This is a genomic window from Streptomyces sp. NPDC091292 (genome assembly GCF_044757265.1).
GTDB lineage: Bacteria > Actinomycetota > Actinomycetes > Streptomycetales > Streptomycetaceae > Streptomyces.
Window position 1 is genome coordinate 714941 of sequence record NZ_JBIVUQ010000001.1, and the last position, 21188, is coordinate 736128.

A 21188-nucleotide genomic window follows, 5' to 3' on the forward strand; every position below is an offset into this window, starting at 1 on the left:
GCAGGTCATCCCGGTGCCCTGTCGTTCCACATGCAGGCCCCGGTGTGGATGAAGCCCCTGTGGGGCGCGCTGAGCCCTTCCCAGACGAGGGGGGCGAACACGCCGGCCGTCAGCTCCTGCTCGGTGATGGGTTCGTGACAGGAGAAGCAGACGGGTCGGCCCTTGTCGGCGGCGATGCGGGCGCGCAGGAGTGCCGCCTGTCCCGACAGGGCCTGCGGGCACAGGCGGTCCCCGAGGAGGGCGGCGGTCTCGCACGGCTCGCAGGTGGTCCAGTGGGCGTAGAGGTCCCGGTACGTACTGACGACCGCGGCCCGGATCGGGAAGCAGGTACGGCAGGAGCGCGGATGCCAGGCGAAGCCGGGGCCGACGTCGACTCCCGCGCCGGGCGCGAGGGGATCGGCGCACCACACACAGGCGCCGCCCTCGTTCTGCTCCTCGGTGAGCAGGCGCGTGTCCGGGATCTCGAAGAACTGGAGGTCGGCCAGGTCCTCGGCGGCGGTCACCGGCGGGTCTCCCGCAACGCCCGGCGCAGAGCCGTACCCGGCTCGCACTTCCGCTGGTCCGTGTTGCACTGGGCGCAGGTGATCGTGTGCTCGATCAGAGCCGCGTAGGCGACGGCGGCGTCCGGGTACATCACCGTGTCGCCGTCCTCGGTCAGGGCGAACAGGCTCTTGGTCATACCCGTGTCCCGATGGCGACCGTGTCGGACCCGGCGAGCTTGGCCATGCCGCGCAGCACGATGCACAGGCGCCGAGTGTCCAGCGGTTCGAGGTTCCCCAGCGAGACGTTGCGGGGAAACCGGATCGCGGTGATCAGAGCGAGGAACGCCTTGTCCGCCGGGGTCAGCCCCGGGGCGCGGGTGTAACGGGCCTCGAACGCCAGCCAGTTACACGAGACCGTACCGTCGTCGTGCTCGGTGACCAGGAGGCGTCGGACCGAGTCGCGTGCCAGGAGTTCGTCCTCCTCGATGAGCGCGGCCACAGCGATCCGCTCGCAGGACGGCTGGTCCTGTACCCACGCGGCGAGTTGGTCGGTCAGTAGGGGTGCCTCTGCCGGGGGCACCATTTCGGGTGGGTCCAGAGCGGTTGTACCGTGCGGCATGTCGGCTCCCTTGAAGTCGGCCATGCCCCGGGGCCGTTCGCGCGGTCGCCGGGGTCAGAACCCGCCAACCGTCCCGCCGCTGAAAGCTGTTGACTTCCCCTCCGCGGGTATCCCCATGGTGGGTACGCTGAACGGCAGCCCATCTGGACACACTGTCAGCAGTGCACGACGGGGACTCCATGACCGGATACACACCGCCTACCGCGCTGCCCCGCTGGCTCCTGAACCGCGCGGACATGCGGGACGCAATCACGCGCCACGACTTCGGCCAGGTGTTCCTCCTCGCACGCAGCGAGGCCGGGACCAGCTACTCATCGATCGCGGCCGAGTGCGGCATCAAACCAGAACGCGTCGGTCAACTGGCCCGCGGTATCGGCAGCGTGACCACCTTCGAGAAGATCGGCCAGATCGCGGACTCGCTGCGGATCCCCGGGCATCTGGTCGGACTTGCCCCACGGGACTGGGAGACACCTGCCCGCACCGCCACCCCGGACGAAGGAGAAGACGACGTGCGGCGCAGGGACCTCGTGAAGGCGTCAGCCGGGATCGGGCTCGCAGCCGCACTACCCGACCTCTCTCGCGCAGCCTTGGGCAGACGGATCGGCAGCGACACCCCCGACAGACTGGGAGAGCGCACCGCGCGGCTGCGGCGCCTCGATGACGTCCTCGGCGGCGGCGACACCTACCGGGTCTACCTCGGCGAGTACCAGGCGACGAAAGTCGCGCTCCGGGACTCCGTCTACAGCGAAGCCACAGGGCGGGCCCTGCTGTCCGTGCTCGCCGAGCAGGCTCAACAGGCGGGCTGGGCCGCGTTCGACGGCGGCCGGCACCGGGACGCGACGGGCCTGTACGAGGAGAGCTACGCCGCAGCGACCGAGGCCGGAGACGCCGCCCTTGCCGGCAACGCCCTCGCGTTCCTGGCCTACCAGGCTGTGGCCGGTGATCGCCAGGCAGGGATAGAGATCGCCGCCCGCTCGTGCGCGACCGCCGGCCCCGGCGCCGCTCCTGGTGTCCGTGCGCTGCTGTACGAGCGTTTGGAGTGGGCCTACGCGGTCGCTGGTGTCACCGCTGAGGCGGAGCGTGCCCTGGAAGTAGCGGGCGTGGCACTGACTCAGGTCGATTCGCCGCAGCCCGACTGGGTCGCTTGGGTCGACGCCACCGAGCTGGGCATCATGACGGGCCGGTGCTGGACGGAGCTGGGGCGCCCGCTGCGCGCCGTGCCTGCCCTGACATCGGCGCTTGCCCGCTACGACGACGCTCACGCCCGGGACAAGAGCCTGTATCTGTCGTGGCTCGCCGAGGCATACGCAACCGCAGGGGAGATCGAGCAGGCGGCTGTCGTCGCGAGCCGTGCCCTGGACCTTGCCGCCGGGGTGGCGTCCGTCCGGCCCCGGCAGCGTCTTGCACCTGTCCTTGCGCGGCTCGGTGCGCACGAGGCGTTGCCAGCGGTCGCGGACGTCATGGAGAAGGCGCGGGCCCGCTGACGATCAGCTAGCTGGTGGCGCCACGTTGGTCTCGATCCATCGCAGACACGTTGCCGACCCGGCCACGATGGGCACCGCGACGACCTCGGGATTGGTCCACGGGTGATGTTCCAGAAGGTGCGCCTCCAGCGCGCCGTACCCGGCATCTGAGGTCTTCATCAGAAGTTGCCACTCCTCACCGGTACCGAACTCGCCCTCGTGCCAGAAGGCAGAAGTCACGGGCCCGATGATCTGTGCTCCGGCTGCGAGACGCCCGGACACCACGGACCGGGCCAGCTCGACCGCCTGCTCGCGGGTCTCCGTCGCTGTCGACACCTGCACGAAGTCAGCCATGCCTGCGACCCTATCCCGGGCCACAACGAAGCGGCCCCGCTCTCCGCGGGGAGAGCGGGGCCGGGGTGCCGGCGTGTCAGTGTCGGGCGAGTCGGTACCGGTAGACGTGGGACGCGACGACGGTCGCCGCCATGACGCCCCACGCGATCCACCAGCCCCAGGCGGGCTGTACGGCGGCGAGGATGATTCCTCCGCCTGCGACGGCGATGACGTCGCCGTACCTGATGATCGGGTGCACGGTGGGTCTCCTTCCTGTCTGGGTTCTTCCTGGTGGGTGGTGCTGCGGTCTGAGAGACTGTGACCCCGGAGGGGGCGACTAGTTCTCGCCCCCTCCGGCCGCCATCATCGGCGGTGGCGTCCGCGACGCTTTACAGCTTCGCGGGCGTACCACGCGCACGCAACGGACCCTGCGGCGCCGATGGCGCTGAGAGTCAGTCCGATGATGGTGGTCACAGTCTGAGTCATTTTCTCCCCTCCCCTCTCTCGGTGTACTACCAGTTTAGGGGTACCCCTAAATCAACGTCAAGGGGTACCCTTAAATCCATGACCGATGCCCCAGACACCCCCGACGCGACCGCCGCCATCCGCGCCGTCATCGCCACCCTCGCCGCCATCCCCGACCCCACCGACCGCGCCCGCGCCACCGGCACCGTCCTCGACGCGGTCCCCGACCTCCAAGCCGAACTCCGCGCCGTCCGACAAGACGCTGTGACCACCATGCGCGAGACGATGAGCCTCGCCGAAACGGCCGCCGCCCTCGGAGTCTCACAGCCGCGCGTCTCGCAGATCACCAAGGGCGTCAGCCGCACCACCAAGAAGTAGGGCCCCCGCCGCCCGAAGGCGACGGGGCGGGGGTTCATCTTCCGGTGATCTGCGGGTACACGGCGACGACGAGCGCGGCGACGCCGGTGAGCGCGGCGATCGACGGGAGCGGCCACCGGGCGCGCTCCAGCGCCGCGACCCGCTGCACCACTTCGCCGACGTCCTTCTCTGTGTCCTCCCGGAGCTGCTTCATGTCCTGCTCTTGGCGGTCGGACCGCTCAACGAGGACAGCAAGGGAGCCCTTCACCTCCGCGAACCCCGTTGCCACTGTGCCCCGCAGTCGCTCCAGTTCGACGGCGACCTGCGTGGACTCCTGCGGGGTCACCACCTACACCCCCCGAGGACTGTGCCGCGCCGCCCAGCCGGACACGAACGTGATCGCCGTCGGGACCACAGCGAGGGCGAACGGGGCGAGGGCGGACGGCATCCACGACACGAGTTCGGCGTGGTCCTGCACCGCCTGGAGGCCAGCGAGCAGCGCCGTACTTCCGACGAACGTCGCAGCCGTCGCCGCGGTGACCTTCTTCTCTACAGCAGCCATGTCAGGCTCCCTTCTTCTCCAGCGCGGTGACGCGCTTTTCCAGAGCGGCGATCCGCTCCGTGTCTGTGGGCGGCTTCGGCTTGGGCGCGGGCGGCTTCGGGGTGGGCGGCTTCGGCGCGGTGGTGGGCGACCAGGACGCGGCGTGCTTCAGCCGCTCGGCGGTCCGCTTCCGGACATCGGGCATCGTGATGCCGGGCCCCTTGGGGTCGATCTTCCCCGGCTGCCATTCCAGGTGGCCGATCACCGAAATCGCGTTCTCGCCGCCCTTGTTCCAGCCGTGCGCCCGGCACAGCGCGGCCGACACGCGGACGATCGCCTCGACCTGCGCGGCGGGCCAGGCGTCTTTGCCGTCGCCCAAGTTCTCGCACTCGAAGCCGTAGAAGCGGGCGTTGCCGTCGGTGTTGGCCTCGTTGTCCTTGGGGAGCACAGTTTCGGCGATGACGGCGCGCAGGACGTCGTCGTCACCCAGGCCCGCGTGGTTCGCCCGCCCGTACCCGACGAGGTGGACACGGCCGTCCTTGGCGATAACGCCGTGACACAGCGGGCCGGGCAACGAGGCGTACCCCTTGCGGCAGATGTCGACCGTGGCCGCGGTCCCCTTGGTGACGGTGTGGTGGATCATCACCCCGTGCACCGGGCCCCACTTGCCCCGGCTGTTGCGGTTGTGGGTGCGCCAGTTCCCGACTTCGGCGACGGTGACGCCCTCGGCCTTCAGCGCGGCCAGGAAACGAGCGGCGGACAGTGGATCAGCCATACCGGCCTCCAGACATGAGCCCCGGGCCGGGCGGCTCCGGGGCGGGGTGGGTGGTGTGGTCAGGTGGCGGACTCGTACACGAATGTCATGCGCAACTGGGCTCCGGCCGCGAGGGTTTCGGGGCGGGTCGGCGTCATCCAGTCGGTACGCGGGTTGGTCGCGGAGGCGGGCAGGAACGGCGCCGTGGTGGTGGCGTTGTTGGAGATGACGTTCTGTCCGACCCACCGGTCGGTCTGGAGGAAGTGCGCGTTGCCGATGTACGACGCGCCGGCGGCGGCCGACTGGACGGGCAGGGAGAAGGAGTAGTTCCCGGTGCCGTAGGTCGTGGTCGATCCGCTGATCCAGTTGATGTGGCACAGCACCGTCCGCCCGATCTTCATGTAGCGGCCGGACAATGTGCCGTTGCCCATCGCGGGCGCCGTGCCGCTGGACGTCCACACGGGGGTGTACGGGGTCCAGGCGGCGAACATGCTGTTGAACTGGTCGCGGATCTCCGTGTTCATGGTCGCGGCCGGGACGACTTCGCCGACGGCCCAGGTGCGGGGTGCGAATGTCATGTCGGCTCGCTCATCGGTCCGGGGTCGGGTACGGGCGGCACGGGCCGGGTCGGGTCGTTCGGATCGCCGGGGTTCCACCAGTTCCGCAGGTGCGGCTGCGGGATGAGCAGAAGTTCCCGCTCGATCGTGGTGATCTCCTCGGCGGTGGGTACGACCATGGCGACCCAGCCGTAGCCGCACTCCGTACAGCCCCACCGCGGGTCGACGGGGCTGACGATCGCGGCCGACCCGCACACGCAGTCCGCGAGCCACCGGTTCTGGTTGATGCGGGCGTACACCGGGGGGACATCAGTGAGTGTGCCGTCCGGGAGGGGCACGCGCCGTCCCATGCGGTACTCGATCCAGTGGTACACCAGCTCGGCACCGGGCACCCCGGTCCAGGCGTTGGGCGGCAGCGGCCGGGGCGGCAGGTAGTACGTCTCGGCGCGCACGACAGCGATCGGCACGACGGGGCCCCTTTCAGTAGGCGAGGCGGGTGGTGGTGCCGAGCACGCCGTACACGGCGTCGTCGAGGACCCACACGGAGTCGGTCGCCGATGCGCTGGTGCGGAACTGGATCCAGTGCTCGGTGTCGGAGATGCGCTCCTCGTAGCCCTCGACGGTGACCCGCATCGACGACGCGGACGCCTGTGGCGGCATGTTGTAGACGGAGAAGTACGAGCCGATGTCGGCGTCGAGGATGTCGAGGTAGTAGCCGAGGGTGGCCGCCTCCACGGGCACCTCGCGTAGCTCGGGCTGCGGATCGGCGTATCTGCTGACCAGCCAGTGCGCCGCGTCCAGAACCGAGTTGTCGTTGGTCTTGAGGATGTCGAGCGTCTTCTCATACGGCCCGTTTGCGGTGATGCTGGCCGCGTCGGTGACGCGCTGTGTTGCGCCGCCCGGCCGTGTCGCGTCGATCGCGTTGCACAGCTTCTGGTCGTCATCGGCGAGCTGCACCGACCCGGTGTCGAGGTCGGCGTAGTCGATCGTGAACACCTCGCTCACCGGGGACGGGTTGTAGCGGATGTCCCGGGACTGGTAGGCGAGCCCGTACCAGTCCCGCTCCGCGAACAGGCGCCCGGACTCGGTGGTTTCGATCTCCCGCATCCGCGCGAGCGCGCCCGTACCGCCGGTCCCCTGCCCGGCGACCGGGTCGTGGGTGGTGCCCCACACGGTGACGGAGGGGATCCCGGCGTAGCGGGCGAGCCGCTTGATCCGCAGGTCGGCGCTCTCCCCGGCGAACGCCGTGGTCCCGGCCGTGTTGTGAAGCGGCGCGAGGTAGGCGGCGGCGGGCCCGTTGGCGTGGGTGATGGTGACGTAGGCGATCTGCCCCGACCACAGGCGCGTGCCCCGGTAGCCGCCGACGTGCAGGTTCCGCAGGCTGATCATGGAGACAACGGCGAGGGTGCCGCCGGCCTGCACGCCGTCGACCCAGACGGTTTTCGCGGATCCGTCGTACAGCAGGTGGTGCCAGGCCCCGTTGGCGAGGTTGCCGCTGGCGGTGGTGGTGACGGTCAGCGGGCTGCCGACCTCGGCGTGCTCCACCGTCAGCACCCCGGAGGCGTTGAGGGCGAACACGAGCTGGTGATCGAGGTTGCTCTCGAACAACCCGCAGATCACACGGCCGTTCGTGGTCGTCTTGAACCACACCGACACCATCGGATGCAGCAGGCTGTGATCCGCCGTCACCTCGTTGTCGGACTGGAAGCCCGGCCCGAGGTCGGCCGCCAGGTACTTCCCCGCAGTCGCGGAGGCGGGCGTGAGCGCGAGTGCGGTCTCGCCGGTGGCGGCCAGGCCCTCGGCGCCGAACTCCAGGGTGCCGCCGCTGGCGGCCTGGGTGAGGGTGAGGGCGGGGCAGCCGCGGCCGGAGATGTCGCCGGCCGCTGTTGCACCGGCGTCCTCGGCGAGGGGGAAGCAGGCCGAGAGGAGGTCGTACACGCCGGGTGCGTCCTGGGTGAGGATTTCCTCGGCCAGGCACGAGCGGAGCGCGGGCAGACGGCCGAGGCGTTTGAACAGGTCGGTGCACGAGAGCGTCACCGTGGAGTACAGGCCGTCCCACTGCACGGGCCATTCGTTGACGACACCCCAGAAGCGGGGGCGGATCGTGGCGCCGAGAAGGTCCCATTCGACGTAGTCGGCCACGCCGCCGGTGCGCTGTCCGGTCAGTTCGACCGCGACGGTCTGGGACGTGACCCAGGCCGGGGTGGCCAGGGTGCGTCGCAGGGTCCAGCCGAACCCGTCGCCGCTGCTTTCCCAGTAGAGGGTGCCGCCCTGCTCCCGCACCCGCAGCCACGCGTGATCGCTCGCGGAGTACGTGAAGCCGACGGCGGTTCCGTCGAAGAATCCGACCTGGGTTTCCGCGCTGATGACGCCGGTGATCGCGTTGTACCGCCAGCCCACCCGCGTCCCGCTGGTCGTGGAGTTGACCCACATCGAGGACACGGCGGCCGAGGAGCCGCCTGCGGCCGGGACCGTGACGAGCTTGCCGGTGAGTTGAGTGCCGGCCAGGGTCCATTGGCGGGCGGACTGGTAGGCGGCCGTGGTGCCGGGGATGAGCGGGATGCGGGCCCGGCCGCCGGTCTCGGTGGCGCCGCCGTAGTTGTTGGGCCACAGGGTCGTGTCGATGCGGTTGTCGTCGAAGTCGTCGCCCAACATGCCCAGCGGGTACGGGGCGGATCCGGTGCGCTGCGGGATCACCGCCACGCTGATGCGGATCGGCGCGTTGCGCCGCACGAACGGATAGAACGGGCTGGCGCTGTTGCCCGGTGTCAGGGCCCCGTCCTGGTTGTCGAGCCGGAGAGTCGCTGTCCCCGGCTGCGTGTCCGACAGTTCATCGGACGCGCCCCGGGTGATCGTGACCCTCTGCCCGGCAACGTCGGTGCGCTGGGTGATGTCCGTCCAGGTGATGGCGCTGGGGGCCTGGATCAGACCGCCCCAGCCCATCTCCACGAGCAGAGGCACTACGCCACCCCCAGATCCACATTGACGCCGTAGGTGCGCTTGAGCTGCACGAGTTGTCGGCGCAGTTCCCGCGCGACGGCGACCGGGTCGGACGACCCGCTCACGTGGATGTCGATCCGTACCGGCTGTCCGCCGCTCGCACCCGGCGCGGCGGGCCGTCCCAGGACTGGGCGCGTTGCGGCGACGCGGTCGGTGACGGCGCCGAGCGCGCGGTCGAGGACGGGCATCCCGCCGGTGAGGCCGACGGCCAGGCCCTCGGTGGAGTACTGGCCGAGCTGCGCCATCACCGTGCTGGGGCTCTTGATGCCGAGGGCCTTCTTGATGGCCTTCTCCATGCCCTTGGCGATCTTCACCATCTGCTTTTCGATGGCGTCCTGCTGGGAGTCGAGGCCCTTGAGGAAGCCCTTGCCGGCGTTCTTGCCGGAGTCGTACAGCCGGTCCGCGCCGATCTTGCCGAGGCTTTCCGCCTGCGCGTTGACCTTGTATTGGGTGCTGTTGATCTCCTTGAAGATCTTCGAGTTCGCACCGACGAGGGCGGAGGCGTAGGCGTAGCCCTCCTCCGGGCCCATCTCCAGAATCTCGCGGAGCATGGTCTTGTTGAGGCCCCGGCTGGCGAGGGTCTTCACGTAGGACGTGAAGGTCTTCATCTTCGCGAGCTTGGCCGCCAGCTTCTGCTGGATCCCGGCGGCCGTCACCTGCTCCTCAGACTCGAACATCGTCCCCAGGGCAGCCGACTTCTTCGCCCCGACGCGGGTCGTCTCCGCGAACTCCTTGGCCCGTGCGATGGTCGCCGCGATCTTGTCGCGTTTGCTGGCCAGGTCCTGGAGCTTCGCCGTCTCCCTGGTCACCATCCGGATGAGGCCGGACTCCTTGCGCCCGCTGAACGCGGTACGGATGTCCTTCGCGAGATCCGCCGCCGTCGCCTTGATCTTGTCGCGGGAGCCAGTCAGGCCCTTGATCAGACCCGCACCGATGTCCTTCGCCAGAGCGGCCGTCTTCTTCGACGGCGATGCGATCTCCAGTTCCGCGCGGATACCCGCAGTCACCCCGGCCGCCATGAGACGTGCCGCCGTCTCAACACCGCTGGTCGAGTCGCCCATGCCCTTGACCAGGCCCTTGCCGACGTCCAGCCCGGCAGTGCTGTTGCCGCCGCCGAGGCTGTCGGAGTTGATCGCCTCAATCAGCGGCCCGTACTTCGCGGTCGACCGGGCGTTGACCACGTACTCCCCGGTGGACGCCCACCACATCGGGATGCTGTCCGACGTGCCGGTGCCAGGGCCGTTGAGCAGTCCGCCCGGCATGCCGCCGCCGGCGAACTTCGGCGCCGGCCCGCCCTGCGCGCGGTAGTTCTTCGCGTTCCGCGCCGCCGTCGCCTCGACGTTGATGGTGTGGCGGACCGTCGTCAGGGTGACGCTCTTGCTGCGGATCCTGTCGATCGCGGCCCTGATGTCCCGGGCCACCTTCGACGCCTTGTCACGGGCGAACAAGCTGACGTCCTTGTCCTTGACGGAGGCCAGTTCACCGCGCGCGTCCCTGACCTTCTTCTGAAGGTCGGAGATCTCCGCGCGGAGCTTCGCCTGCTTCTCCGGCGGGACGGTCTTCAGCTTCGCCTTGGCCGCGTCGGCCTGCTGGTTCCAGTTGTCGATGTTCATCTGGAGCCGGTGGCGCGACAGCCGGGGACCGGCCGTGTCCGCGAAGTGCCTACTCGACGCCTCCGCGTCATGGAGGCCGGTGATGAACCCGTCCTTGAACTTGTCGAACTCCCGGTTCGCGGCCTTCAGCTTCCCGCCGATGCCGGGGATCCACCCGAACGTCATCGCGGCACCGGACACGATCCCGTCCAGCGCGGTCAGGATCCCGGTGGTCATCAGCCGGAATCCCTTGATGACGTTCGGAAGATTGCGGATCGCGGCCTCGGACATGAGCAGGATCCCGTTGCTCGCGGCTCGCCCGAATTCGAGGACGGCGCCGCGGTTCTCCTTGAACCAGCCGGACAGTCGCTGGAGTGGGCCCTTGGCGTCCTCGGCCTTGCGGAACGACGGCCAGACGGCGGAGATGAGCGCGCCTGCGACATCCCGGCCCACCGTCGCCACGACCTCGAATGCGGTCGCCATGATCCGTGCGGCGGCGCCCGCCTCGCCGAACAGGGGTTTCGCGAAACGGATCGCGTCGCCGACCAAGCGCATCGCATGGGACGCGACGTCACCCAGACTCTCGAACATTTCACGAAGGCTGGGCCCGGCCGCGTCCGCGACCTTGCCCGAGAACTCCCCCAGCGCGGCGAGGAATTCGTTCAGAAAATTGAACAGGCCGGTGAACATCTGCCCGCTGCCCGAGATGCCGCTCTTCAGGCCCTGGAAGAGCCCCGGCAGTCCCTTGCTCAGCAGTCCGGAGATGCCCTCCGAGAACGCCGTGAGTGTCGGCTTGGACGCGGCGCCGAAGTCGAACCACGCCCGCGTGAACGGGCCGAGGGCGCCCGTCATGTCGCGGACGAACTTCGTGCCGAGCTTCAAGTTCGCGGCGAGATCCTTGCGGAACCCTCCGTCGTTCATCAGGCGGCCCGCGCCGCGAGCGGCCTCGCCCATCCCGGCGGCCATGCCCTTGAGCCAGCCCCGCATGTCACGGATGACGGGCCCGGCAGCCTCCACCGCCTCCGTGAAGCCCGGCAGCGCCGCCGCCTGGACCTCCTTCGCGATCCCGCCGAACTCCTTCTTCGCCGAGACCAGGGCCTTGGTGAACTCCCGCTGAGGCGCCGACATCTTGGCCAGCGTCTCGGCGTACTTCTCCTGGTCGTCACCCGCCAGGGCGACGGCCTCACCGACCCCGGCGAACGCCATCTTCGCGACGACGGCGCCGCCGGCGACGCCGAGCAACATGGGCAGCAGCGCCCCCAGCGCGGGCAGCACACTCAGCGCCGCCGCACCGCCCACCGCGTACAGGCTCCCCGTCAGGCCCGAGCTGGCTGTCGTCCCGAGCGACGACATGCTGGTGCGGGCCCGGTCGCCGACGTCGCCGACGATGCCGCGCAGACGGCCGAGGATGCCGCTGCTGCGGCGGGCACTCGTGTCGACGTCGTCGGCCATGCGCCGCGCGGCGTCACCGGTCGCGATGAAACGGCCCCTGGTGTCGTGCAGGCGGCCGTTCGCGTCGCGCGTGAACCGGTTGACCGCCGCGTCCGAGTCGTCGGCGGCCCGGGTCACCCGACGGGCCATGTTGTCGGCGCCGTCGCCGGCGCGGCGCAGCGGGTCGGAGAGGTCGTCCCGGCCGATCAGGCGGAAGACGAGGCGGCGCTCGGCCACGGCGGATCACGCCCCCCTCTACGGTGGTTGGGCGGATGCCGCGATGGTCTGCTCGATGTAGGCGATGCCCGACTCGAACTGGTCGATGGTCAGGGCGTCGTAGTCGGCGAGCGAGAGGCGGAAGCGGTCGACGAACGCCCACCGCCACGCGGCCCGCCGATGGGTCACGCTGTCAGGGCCGAGCCCTCCGGCTCGCTCGCCAGGTCGAGGACGGGCGCCTGCTCGGGGGCTTTTGGGCCCGCGGCCTCCTGCTCCCGCAGCCGGGCCAGTTCCACGGGATCGGTCAGCTCCTCCAGCTCCGCCAGGCCCTCGGCGACCTCCTCCGGCGTGGCCTTGCCAGCGGCGAGCTGCGCATCCGCCTCGGCGCGCAGCTCGGCCAGGTCGGCGCCGGACAGCTTGACGCTGATCTCGTCGATTGCCGGATCGAACGCGCTGTAGCGCAGAGTGGGTTCGGTCCGCTTGAGGAGGACCCAGGTCACGGCCCGCCTGGCGGTCGGTGACTTCCGGAACAGGAGGGTGCCCCGGCTGATCACGTCCGACCACTCCATATCGGTGGTCCGCTCGATCGTCTCGGCCTCCGAGGTGAGGAACCGGACCTGGTCCAGGTCCCACATGATGGCGGCGCCGGACTGCGGGGTGTAGCGAAGGATCATCGTTGTGCCTGTTCTCTCAGCCAATACGGCGCTGGATGTCGTCGAGCACGCGCGTGACTTCGCGCTCCATACGCGGCAGGCCACGGCGGACGGTGTTGTCCCACCACAGGGGGGTCGCATTCTGCTGCGCCCACCGGCTCCTGTTGGCGAACACCGGGTGCCGGACGCGGCCCTCGTTGATCTGCTTCAACAGGCCGCTGTCGGCGATGTCCCGGGGCAGCAGGGACCGGTCGACCCACACGCGGGCACCGGCGCTCCCTGCGCTGGTACGGACACTGATCCGGATGGCCGCTGCGATCGTCGCCCGCAGCGGACGCGTAGTTGGCGAGGGGCCGCCCCGCTTGCCGGTGCCGCGTCCCCGGCTGCGGATGTCCAGGCCACGGATCGCGTCCTGGAGGTCATCGCGCAGCGGCTCGGCGGCCCGCCGGATACGGCGCTGCATGCTCGCCCGGATGTTCTCCCGCCCCGCCCGTCGGAGCTGGCGCTGTAGCTCCAGGAGCTGGCCGGTGCCCGTGATACGGACACTGCGCATGGCGCCTCCTCAGAGGGTGGCGTCGGTGGACATGTACTCGATGACGGGCTGGTTCGTCCCGTCGTACAGGCCCGTGAAGCTGATCTGCGGCTTGATGACGTCGAAGCCGTCGACCGTGGGGGGTGCCTCGTCCACGCGGATCGCGGGCAGCTTGAGGGTGAACCGCTCGTAGTGCGTCGCCGCGATGAGCGGCCCCGTGAAGTCCCACACGAAGGAGGTCGCCGCGTCGGTGGTGTGGAGGTCGTCGAGGATCGTGTCGACGTAGTCCGCCTCGATCGACCCGGTGATCTTCACCTGGTCGTTCGAGATGGGCTCTTTCTTCAGCCCGGCCTGCCCGGCGTAGAAGCGTTCCGTGGCCTGGGGCCGCTCCACCTTGACCGACACCTTGCGGATGCCGTCCCGCGCGATCTCCGTAGCAAACGGGCCGGTCTTCAGGCTCATCTGCCCGAAGTGGAACGGCGCCATGTCCGGGTACGACGCGACGGCCAGGACGGAGGTTTCCTCGCAGTCCTTGCTGTCGATCTCGAACGTCGCGGTCAGCATCCCACCGACCTCGCACGAGAACTCAGCGCTGATGATCTTGCAGCCGAGGAAGTTCTTGCGCGTCACCGTGCCAGTGGTGAGCGGCACGCCCTTCTGGACAGTGAGGCTCTTGCCCGCGGTGTCCGCGAGGGTGTGTGTCTGGAGATAGGCCGTCGTCGTCGCCTGCTGCACCGGTGTCACCGAGGTGCCCATCAGCGACTGGAGCAGCACGCCCATGGCCTTGCTGGTGACCTCCATGTCGAGGCTGCCGCTGCCCTGCCTCTGGGTCACCACGCGCCGCGACGACAGCGGCAGCAGACGGCCCGGCGCGATCCCCGCCGACTGTGCGGTGGTCTTCTTGAGCTGCATCGACTCCTTCGTGAACTCGATGAAGCGCGTCGGCGCGACGTAGGTCCCATAGGTGACCTCGGGTGCGATCCCGAGCTGGGCACCGAGGCCCGAACCGATCGCCATGATCAGCTCTCCTTCTGCGACGCTCGCGCCGCGGTCTTCTTCGGGGCCGGCACGTCGTCCTTCGGCTCCTCGACGGACTGCCACGTCTGCGGCTGGCAGACGTAGCCCTCGAACCGGTCGTCGGGAACCTGCACGACCTCGTCGGGCTGAATCACTCGCTCGCCCAGCTCCGGCACGGTGACCGGCTCCGGGCCCACGTAGCGCACACGCGCCATCGGTAACTCCCTACATCGTGGGTGGATCAGATTCGGGCGCGGCACGTGATCGTGAACGCGCACCCGGCCTGGGCGCCTTCGGCCTGGAGCTGCGTGACGTTGCCCGCCGTCAGCGAGGACCACAGGACAGTGCCGCGCAGAGTCGGGGCCTCCGGCTCGTCGTCCGTCGCCCGCAGTGCGGTTTCGACTGCGGCCACCAGCGCGAACACCCGGGCGCGCTGGACAGCCATGTCCGTGTCGCCCGCGCGGGCCTCGGCGTAGCAGCCGATCGAGAACATCTCGTCGCGTCGGCGGGCACCCGCCGACGCGAACTCCTGCTCCAGCTCGATGGCCTGGTCGGCGCCCGGCTGCCACCCGATGTGGATGCGCTGCCGGTCGGTGGCGTTGACCGCCTCCGGGCCGTCCACGATCCGCACCCCGGCCAGGGCAGGCGCGGCGCGGAGGATCGCCAGCAGCGCATCCATCGCGGCCGGGACTCGGGAGGTCGCCATCACGCCACCGCCGGCGGCGACTTGTACGGCTGGAGCAGTTCGAGAACCCGGTTGGGCACGGCGTAGCCGAAGCCGGGCACCGGCTCGGTGACGGAGTAGTCGTCGCCTCCTCCGACGCCGGCACCGGCCCTCGACGCCCCGTACTGGGTGCGCCACAGATGCTGAAGCAGGATCCGGGCCGCCAGGTTGATGGTGGGTGGGATCGTGGCGCCGCGCCCTGCGGTATACACCGCTTCCCAGGGGCCTCCGTGGAACCGGCCGCCGTCGCGGCGCTGCACCACCCCGGAGGGCCCGTCGACGTACAGCCCGGCCACGTTGACGGCGGTGCCGCCGGTGAGGACCGGGGTCAGGGAGATCAGCGACACCACGGGCAGGTGACTCAGGCACAGGGCGGGCCCGCTGCCGGTGACGGTCTCGGTGACCTGCCGGGTTTCGACGGGGCCGGTGATGCCCTCGATGACCGCCGTGAGCGCGTCGATGTACACCTGCAACTCGCCGTCGTGCGCGGTGCTGTCGATGTCGAGTTGCGCCTTCGCCTCCGTGAGGGTCAGGAGCGCCATGCCCGCCTCCTCACCAGTCGGTACGGGTCTCGGGCACGGGCCCCCGGCCGCCGCCGCGTGCTGCCTCGGCGGCGTTCTCCGCCTGCGGCGGGTCGTCGGCCGGGTCCTGGGCGGCGCGTTCGCGGGCGGCGGCGAGGATGTCGTCGCGCTGCTTGGTGATCGTGACGCGCCCCTTGCCGGCAGCCTCGGCGTCCAGGACGCGCAGGGCCTCCGCCTCGTCGGCGGTGGCGAGGTAGGTGAGGACGTCGTCGGCCCTGGCCGCCGCCGGGTCGAACGGGCCCTCGGAAGAGCCCTGTTCGGTGTCCTCTTGGCCGGGCGTGGCGGGGACGGTGACGGGTGCGTCGTCGGGGGCGAGTTCGGCGCGGTCGCCGTCCGCCCATGCCTCGGCCGCCGCGTCGTTGACCTCGACGATGTCGCCGGGCACCCACGAGAAGTCGAGCCCCGCGACGGACTGCAAGATCCGGATACGCGGCATCCCGCGCCTCCTTCCATCAGGGCGGCCCCGGCGGATGGCCGGGGCCGTCGCGGGCAGGGGTCAGGTCGCCGGGTGGGCGTAGACGCGGAACGCACTGCTGTCGTCGGGCTTGGCGTCCAGGCGCAGGAAGCCGAGGAATCCGACCTGGAGGTAGTCGGCGTACCGCTCCTCCAGGCGCATCATCTGACCGCCCGCGACCTGCCGCACGACATAGGCCGCGCCGATGTCGCCGTACCCGATGCTCTTGGCGCTCGCGGCCGGGACCGGCACGCCGTTGTCGATGAGCACCGGCGCGCCCATCAGGCTGGACGGCACCCCGGCCTGCACCGACGGCTCCCACAGCGGACGGCCCTGGGTGTCCTTCAGCTTGCGGATCACCTTGAGCGCCGCATCCGACATGACCCACCGTGCACTCGCACGGTATGCCGGGTCGATGGAGTGCTGCACGTCGACCAGGTCGTCGTAGATGACGGAGGTGACCTGGCCGGCCGCGCCGGTCTTGCCCGCGGTGGCGTTGGTGAACAGGCCCTCCGGCTGCCCGGAGCCGCTGCCGGTCGCGAGGTGCGCGGCGACCGCGCGGCCGATGCGCTCGCCGAGCTTGCGCGTCAGCCACCCTTCGACACCGAACGCGTCGTCCTGGATCAGTTGCAGGGACAGCCGCACGAGCTTGGAGGTGTAGGTGTAGGCGCCGAGGGTCTTCTGCCCCAGGGTCACGTCCTGCTCGGTGACCTGCGTGTTCTCGGCGAGGATCGCGCCGATGTTGCTGGTGTCGTCGTTGGTGGGCCAGTTGACCGGGTTGCCCGACGCGGTGGTGATGACGCTGGCCGAGCCGAGGATGCCGCCGTATGCCTTCATCGTCTCGGTGATCCGGGCGAGGGTGTCCGTCGGGATGAAGTACCCGCCCGCCGTCCCCGGGCTGGTGGCGCCGGCGCGGATCTCCGTCTGGTTGGACATGAGGAGTTCGCGCTGCCCGGCGTCCAGGCGGCTCATGCCGTACCGGGTGTACGCCTCGAACGCGTCCCGGTAGGCGGCGTCCTGCGCGGCCTGCCGGTCCTCGGCACTCTCGCCGGTGCCCCGGTCGGTGACGGCGATCTGGTCACGCTGCACGGTGTCCATGCGGGCCGCGCGCTCCAGGCGCTCGATGTCCTGCGACGTCGCGGTCAGGTCGGCCTCGGCCGCGTCCCACGCCTGCCGCTCCTCGGCGGTCAGTTCGCTGCGGCTCTCGGCCTCGGCGCGGGACTGGATCTCCTGCATCTGCGACCAGGTACGGGCCCGCTTGTCGAGGGCCCGCTCAAGAAGTGTGGGCATGGCGCTGTGTCCTTTCACGGCACGCCGGACAGCCCCCACGGGTGCGGGAGCTGAAAGGGGGATGGGTGGGTCAGCGCGGCAGCCCGTAGCGGGCGGCGAGCGCTCTCATGCGCAGATCGAGGGGCAGGCCCCTGGACTGAGTGGACACGTCCGGCTCAGCGGGGTTCTGCACGCCGCGAGTGGTCCCACCCGGCTCGCGGCCGACGTGCACAAGGTCCAGCAGCTCGGGCCGGAACCGGGCCCGTGCCTCGATCGCGGCGCGGTCGCCGCGGTGGTCGAGCGCCGTGGCGACGGCCTTCAGCTCGGCCTCGGTCTCGGTGTAGGCGGGGAACGTCACCGCGGACACCTCGATGAGGCGCACCTCGCGGATGATCCGCACGTCGACGGACACCGGGTCGGCACCGTCGACGTCGATCTGCTCCTGGTTCCACTCGTCCTTGATGACGAAGAACCCGAAGCTCATCCCCGTGATGTTCTTGTTGCGGAGGTTCGCCGTCAGGTCCCGCACATACGACAGCTCACCGTCCAGCGCGGAGTCGACGGCGAGACCCGTCGCGTCCTCGGCCAGCGTCAGCGACCCGGCCGAGACGCGGGACACCACGTAGTACGAATCGTGGTCGATGAGCATCCGCGCATCGCCCTCGGTCAGCGTCTTCGTGAACGCGCCGCTGGCGATCTCCTCGTAGAAGCCCCAGCGCAGCGGGTTGCCGATCGCGGTGCGGGTGTTGAACACCGCGGCGTACCCGCCGAAGCGGGCCGCGCCGGCATCATCCGCGCGGATCGCGACTCCGGCTGTGGCCAGGGGCAGGCGGCGGCGCTCTTCAGCTCCGGTCATCGTCGCGGGCATCGTCGCCTCCCAGGTCGGCGTGGAGGGCCAGGAGGCGGTGCGCCTCGGCCATCAGTGAGGCCGCGCGGGCGGGGATGGCCCCGCCGTCGTTGGCCAGCGGATTCGACCCGAGCGGGGCCATGTAGGTCGGCTGCAAGTAGGTGTCGCCCTCGGGCCCCGGGATCGGCGGCAGTTCCTCAAGGCTCCTGATGTCGTTGGCGGACATGACGCCGGTGTCGCGCATCGCCCGGTAGAACACCGCCCTCGACGTACTGTCGCCGCGAAGCAGGCCCTGGAGCGCGTAGTGCGCGTACTCTCCGGGCGGCAGCAGCTCCTTGGTGATGCGCTGTTCGGTGGGCGCCAGCCACGTCGGGCCCAGGTCGAACGTCACCCAGCCCTGCGCCTGCTGCTCCAGGCCCGTACCCCACGACGTGGACTTCGCGGTCTCCATCAGCAGGAACAGCGGCACGCCGAACATGCGGGCGATCTCGGTGATCTGGAACTCCCGGGACTCCAGGAACTGGGAGTCCTTGAAAGGCATCGTCACCGGCGCGAACGAGGCCCCGGCATCGAGGACCGCGACTTCCCCGGCGTTGTCGATCCCGCCGACCATCGCGCCCCAGCGCCGTTTCAGAGCGAGGGCCTGGCCCTCGTCCAACTCCTGCTCCGTCGTCAGGATGCCGCCCATCAGATTGCCCCGGCCGAACAGCTTCGCCGCGCCCTTCTCCGCCGCCTGCGCCAGCCCGATGCCCTGCGCCGCCGCGGTGACCGGGGACATGCCCTTGAGGCCGTCGTAGCCCAGCCCCGGCAGGTGCATCACCTCACGCGATGTGAACGCGTGCAGCGTGCCCCAGTCGTCCGTCACGAAGAACTTCTTCCCGGCCGGGAGTTCCGGCCTGGGGCGTACCCGCTTGACGTCGACCCGCTCCGGGCGGATCGGCCACAGCTCCTTGATCTGCCCCGAGGGTGAGCGCACCTTCTGCACGTAGGCGTTGCCCCACAGCACCCGGTGCACGAACGCCAGACGCCACAGCTCCAGCGGCGTCAGCTCCGGATGCGGATCCGCCAGCAGCGCTGAGTCCGTCCGCGTCTTCGTGCCGGTCTTGTAGGTGTGCAGCGGCAGCGCCGCCGACACCCCCGCGATCACCGCGACCGACCGCCACACCGCCGGCATGTGCAGCGCGGTCTTCTCCGACACCGGGACACCGGCGTCCGAGCGGGCCCCGCCGAACCAGTCCAGCAGCGTCCCGGACGTCAGCGGCACCGCCGGATCCTCCACCCCGCGCCGCTGGAACAGACCGAACAAGCCGCCCCTCATCCGCCCGCCGCCTTCCCGCCGCCGCGCCGCTCGGACAGCGCCGCCTCAGATCCCAGTACGCCGACGGCGCCGCCGAGGATCAGGCCGGCGGGCGGGTAGACGCACCACACCCCGAGCACGACGCACCCCAGGGACAGGATCTCCAGCACGTACAGCGCGACCGTCTTCACCGTCACCACAGGTTCGGTCCCCTCTTGGGCTGTTCGACTTCCGCGCTCAGCCCCCATTTGGCGAGCGTCACGCCCACCAGCGGGCTGATGTCCACCGACACGATCCGCCGGGCCCACGCCCACGCATCCCCCAGCGGACGCTGCTGCGCCCCCGCCAGAGCCGCCGCAAGCGGCGCCTGGTCCAGGTGGCTCAGGCTCTGGTCGGCGACCGCGTCGAAGAACTGGCCGCATGCTGCCGCGACTTCACGCGCCTTCGGCTGCACCACCTCGACACCCAGCCGCTCCGCCAGGTCGGCGATGAGCGAACCGGCCGGCCCGCCCGCATCCACCACCCAGCACCGCGGCGACCATTTCGCATGCAGCCGCTCCGCACGGTCCAACACCCAGCCCGTTCCCGGCTCGTGAGCGATGACCTCGACATGCGTGCCGCCCCTCCAGGGACTCGCCACGCAGATCGCGGCATGCGACCGCTCAGGGGTCACATCGACCGCAAACGACAGCGCACCCTCGGGACGCGACTCCGCAGTCCCCAGGGCCCGCCACGCCTCCTCTCCGACGACTTGCCAGGTGTCCGCCACATCCGACGGATAGTCGCCGACCCCCAGCCGCTCACGGGCGTACCCGGCGGCGCTGAGCGTCGCCCGCTCGCGCGCCACCTTCTCCAGCGTCAGCCGGTAGCCGACACCCGGGTTGGACTTCAGCACCGCCTCGTCCGAGGCAGGGTCGTCGTGCGCGGTGCAGTCAGCCGGGCACTCGTCCACATGCACGTCCGCCGACCACTCCATGTAGGCCAGCGACGGGTCCGGCGCCCCCAGCTCGATCGCGGCGAGCGCGCGGCGGCGCAGACGGCCGAGCTGGACGGACGGGGAGCCGATGCCGGCGCTGCCCGCGTACCAGATCTGCGGGTCGGCGACGGCCGCCATGGTGGGCAGCAGCGCGTCCATCTCGTTGTCGCCGAGGATCATGTCCTCGTCCATCATGTTGCAGTGCCCGGTGAAGCCACGGCCGGAGCCCTTGGAACGGGCGATGAAGCGCAGGAGCTGCCCGGTGTACAGCTCGATGCCCTCCTCGCCGACAGTCTGCCGGTACGTCTTCACCCTTTTATGCAGGTCAGGTGTCTGGCGAATCAGGCGTTCGATCCGGCGGAACGCGTTCTTCGCCGTCTTGAACTCATGCGCGCTGTGAAGGATCAGCTCCTCACCACCGATGAACAAGCCCCACAGCTCGCGGGCCTCGATGATCCCGCCCTTGCCGTTCTGGCGCGGGACGTTGAAGGCGACTTCGAACGAGGCCCAACTGCCGTCCGGCTTCTCACCCATGCCGACGCGCAGGATGTGCTGCTGCCACGGATCCAGGGTCAGCCCCGCGCGGGCAGCAAGGTCGATGGCCTCCTGACCCGCGCTGGTCACGGCCGGGGGCGCGGTCTGGATCGGGGGCGCCTGCCAGCCGTACACGCGGCCGTCGTCAGCCTCCGGCGGCCTGGTCGCGGGCGGCGTCGCGGCGCTTTTTTCGCTGCTCAGCAATGTCATCGACCGCGTCCCCCTTCAATTCGACAGGGGCGAGCCTGCGCAGGTCGGTCATGATCGAGCGCAACTCCCGCGCCGCGACCGCTTTCGCGGTGGGGGCGTCCACGCTGTCGATGGCCTTCGCGAGATCGAGGGCGACGGCCGCCATACCGGGCGACGTCTCACCGGCGTGGAGATCATCAAGCTCGGAAGCGATCTGCTCGGCAACGCCCATGATCACCCCCGATAATGACAGAGCGTCACATCACGCACGGTGACGGCCACTAAATCGCTGGAGGTCGCTCCAG

General features: G+C 70.1%; 28 protein-coding genes. 2 read left to right on the forward strand and 26 right to left on the reverse strand.

The window, feature by feature from the left end:
• Positions 1-5: 5 nt before the first annotated feature.
• From ACIQNU_RS03255 to ACIQNU_RS03265, 3 genes are read right to left on the reverse strand one after another with little or no spacing between them, the layout of a single operon-like run.
• Entirely contained in the window at positions 6-503 is a 498-nt protein-coding gene (locus ACIQNU_RS03255; protein ID WP_401360338.1) for a hypothetical protein, read from the reverse strand.
• Positions 500-679, reverse strand: a complete 180-nt coding sequence (locus ACIQNU_RS03260) for a hypothetical protein (protein ID WP_401360340.1) — start codon at positions 677-679, stop codon at positions 500-502. Before ACIQNU_RS03260 ends, ACIQNU_RS03255 begins: the two co-directional genes overlap by 4 nt.
• The gene (locus tag ACIQNU_RS03265; RefSeq protein WP_401360342.1) at positions 676-1101 is read right to left on the reverse strand and encodes a hypothetical protein; all 426 of its coding nucleotides are present in this window, start codon (positions 1099-1101) and stop codon (positions 676-678) included. Before ACIQNU_RS03265 ends, ACIQNU_RS03260 begins: the two co-directional genes overlap by 4 nt.
• Positions 1102-1262: 161 nt before the next feature.
• Between ACIQNU_RS03265 and ACIQNU_RS03270 the strand changes: the two genes are divergently transcribed.
• Positions 1263-2585: an XRE family transcriptional regulator gene (locus tag ACIQNU_RS03270; protein WP_401360344.1), complete on the forward strand. Its 1323-nt coding sequence runs from the start codon at positions 1263-1265 to the stop codon at positions 2583-2585.
• Between the two features lie 3 nt (positions 2586-2588).
• Here ACIQNU_RS03270 and cutA read toward each other — a convergent pair whose 3' ends face one another.
• The gene (gene cutA, locus ACIQNU_RS03275) at positions 2589-2918 is read right to left on the reverse strand and encodes a divalent-cation tolerance protein CutA (protein ID WP_401360346.1); all 330 of its coding nucleotides are present in this window, start codon (positions 2916-2918) and stop codon (positions 2589-2591) included.
• Positions 2919-2994: 76 nt separating this feature from the next.
• The gene (locus tag ACIQNU_RS03280) at positions 2995-3156 is read right to left on the reverse strand and encodes a hypothetical protein (RefSeq protein ID WP_401360348.1); all 162 of its coding nucleotides are present in this window, start codon (positions 3154-3156) and stop codon (positions 2995-2997) included.
• A 305-nt stretch (positions 3157-3461) separates the two neighbouring features.
• On the opposite strand from ACIQNU_RS03280, the gene ACIQNU_RS03285 reads away from it, so the two are divergent.
• Complete coding sequence (locus ACIQNU_RS03285; protein ID WP_401360350.1) at positions 3462-3740, forward strand: RNA polymerase subunit sigma-70; 279 nt, start codon at positions 3462-3464, stop codon at positions 3738-3740.
• A gap of 34 nt (positions 3741-3774) precedes the next feature.
• Here the strand turns inward: ACIQNU_RS03285 and ACIQNU_RS03290 are convergent, their stop codons facing one another.
• From ACIQNU_RS03290 to ACIQNU_RS03390, 21 genes are all read right to left on the reverse strand, one after another.
• Complete coding sequence (locus tag ACIQNU_RS03290; RefSeq protein ID WP_401360352.1) at positions 3775-4068, reverse strand: hypothetical protein; 294 nt, start codon at positions 4066-4068, stop codon at positions 3775-3777.
• Complete coding sequence (locus ACIQNU_RS03295; RefSeq protein ID WP_401360354.1) at positions 4069-4281, reverse strand: holin; 213 nt, start codon at positions 4279-4281, stop codon at positions 4069-4071.
• Between the two features lies 1 nt (position 4282).
• Positions 4283-5035, reverse strand: a complete 753-nt coding sequence (locus ACIQNU_RS03300) for an N-acetylmuramoyl-L-alanine amidase (RefSeq protein WP_401360356.1) — start codon at positions 5033-5035, stop codon at positions 4283-4285.
• 59 nt (positions 5036-5094) lie between these two features.
• Complete coding sequence (locus tag ACIQNU_RS03305; RefSeq protein ID WP_401360358.1) at positions 5095-5592, reverse strand: hypothetical protein; 498 nt, start codon at positions 5590-5592, stop codon at positions 5095-5097.
• Positions 5589-6038 (reverse strand): hypothetical protein, encoded by a 450-nt coding sequence (locus tag ACIQNU_RS03310; protein ID WP_401360360.1) that lies wholly within the window; start codon positions 6036-6038, stop codon positions 5589-5591. Before ACIQNU_RS03310 ends, ACIQNU_RS03305 begins: the two co-directional genes overlap by 4 nt.
• A gap of 13 nt (positions 6039-6051) precedes the next feature.
• The gene (locus ACIQNU_RS03315) at positions 6052-8532 is read right to left on the reverse strand and encodes a hypothetical protein (protein WP_401360362.1); all 2481 of its coding nucleotides are present in this window, start codon (positions 8530-8532) and stop codon (positions 6052-6054) included.
• Positions 8532-11831 carry a hypothetical protein gene (locus tag ACIQNU_RS03320; RefSeq protein ID WP_401360364.1) on the reverse strand — a complete coding sequence of 1100 codons (3300 nt, stop codon included), beginning with the start codon at positions 11829-11831 and terminating at the stop codon, positions 8532-8534. The genes ACIQNU_RS03315 and ACIQNU_RS03320 overlap by 1 nt, the downstream gene beginning before the upstream one ends.
• Before the next feature lie 18 nt (positions 11832-11849).
• Positions 11850-11999 carry a hypothetical protein gene (locus tag ACIQNU_RS03325; RefSeq protein WP_401360366.1) on the reverse strand — a complete coding sequence of 50 codons (150 nt, stop codon included), beginning with the start codon at positions 11997-11999 and terminating at the stop codon, positions 11850-11852.
• Entirely contained in the window at positions 11996-12484 is a 489-nt protein-coding gene (locus ACIQNU_RS03330; protein ID WP_401360368.1) for a hypothetical protein, read from the reverse strand. Before ACIQNU_RS03330 ends, ACIQNU_RS03325 begins: the two co-directional genes overlap by 4 nt.
• Positions 12485-12500: 16 nt before the next feature.
• Positions 12501-13016 carry a hypothetical protein gene (locus tag ACIQNU_RS03335; protein WP_401360370.1) on the reverse strand — a complete coding sequence of 172 codons (516 nt, stop codon included), beginning with the start codon at positions 13014-13016 and terminating at the stop codon, positions 12501-12503.
• Between the two features lie 9 nt (positions 13017-13025).
• Positions 13026-14012, reverse strand: a complete 987-nt coding sequence (locus ACIQNU_RS03340; protein ID WP_401360372.1) for a phage tail tube protein — start codon at positions 14010-14012, stop codon at positions 13026-13028.
• 2 nt (positions 14013-14014) lie between these two features.
• A complete protein-coding gene (locus ACIQNU_RS03345; protein WP_401360374.1) occupies positions 14015-14227 on the reverse strand; it encodes a hypothetical protein in 213 nt (70 codons plus the stop codon).
• Positions 14228-14253: 26 nt separating this feature from the next.
• On the reverse strand, positions 14254-14718 hold the full coding sequence (locus ACIQNU_RS03350; protein WP_401360376.1) for a hypothetical protein: 465 nt from the start codon (positions 14716-14718) through the stop codon (positions 14254-14256).
• A complete protein-coding gene (locus tag ACIQNU_RS03355; protein WP_401360378.1) occupies positions 14718-15278 on the reverse strand; it encodes a head-tail connector protein in 561 nt (186 codons plus the stop codon). Before ACIQNU_RS03355 ends, ACIQNU_RS03350 begins: the two co-directional genes overlap by 1 nt.
• A gap of 10 nt (positions 15279-15288) precedes the next feature.
• Positions 15289-15753 (reverse strand): hypothetical protein, encoded by a 465-nt coding sequence (locus tag ACIQNU_RS03360; RefSeq protein WP_401360380.1) that lies wholly within the window; start codon positions 15751-15753, stop codon positions 15289-15291.
• Positions 15754-15813: 60 nt separating this feature from the next.
• The gene (locus ACIQNU_RS03365) at positions 15814-17061 is read right to left on the reverse strand and encodes a phage major capsid protein (RefSeq protein ID WP_401360382.1); all 1248 of its coding nucleotides are present in this window, start codon (positions 17059-17061) and stop codon (positions 15814-15816) included.
• A gap of 70 nt (positions 17062-17131) precedes the next feature.
• Positions 17132-17896 (reverse strand): HK97 family phage prohead protease, encoded by a 765-nt coding sequence (locus ACIQNU_RS03370; protein ID WP_401360384.1) that lies wholly within the window; start codon positions 17894-17896, stop codon positions 17132-17134.
• Positions 17883-19205, reverse strand: coding sequence for a phage portal protein (locus tag ACIQNU_RS03375; RefSeq protein ID WP_401360386.1), 1323 nt, complete (start codon positions 19203-19205; stop codon positions 17883-17885). The genes ACIQNU_RS03370 and ACIQNU_RS03375 overlap by 14 nt, the downstream gene beginning before the upstream one ends.
• Positions 19202-19381, reverse strand: a complete 180-nt coding sequence (locus ACIQNU_RS03380) for a hypothetical protein (RefSeq protein WP_401360388.1) — start codon at positions 19379-19381, stop codon at positions 19202-19204. The genes ACIQNU_RS03375 and ACIQNU_RS03380 overlap by 4 nt, the downstream gene beginning before the upstream one ends.
• Positions 19378-20904, reverse strand: a complete 1527-nt coding sequence (locus ACIQNU_RS03385) for a terminase (RefSeq protein ID WP_401360390.1) — start codon at positions 20902-20904, stop codon at positions 19378-19380. Before ACIQNU_RS03385 ends, ACIQNU_RS03380 begins: the two co-directional genes overlap by 4 nt.
• A complete protein-coding gene (locus ACIQNU_RS03390; protein WP_401360392.1) occupies positions 20840-21115 on the reverse strand; it encodes a hypothetical protein in 276 nt (91 codons plus the stop codon). The genes ACIQNU_RS03385 and ACIQNU_RS03390 overlap by 65 nt, the downstream gene beginning before the upstream one ends.
• Between the last annotated feature and the right edge of the window lie 73 nt (positions 21116-21188).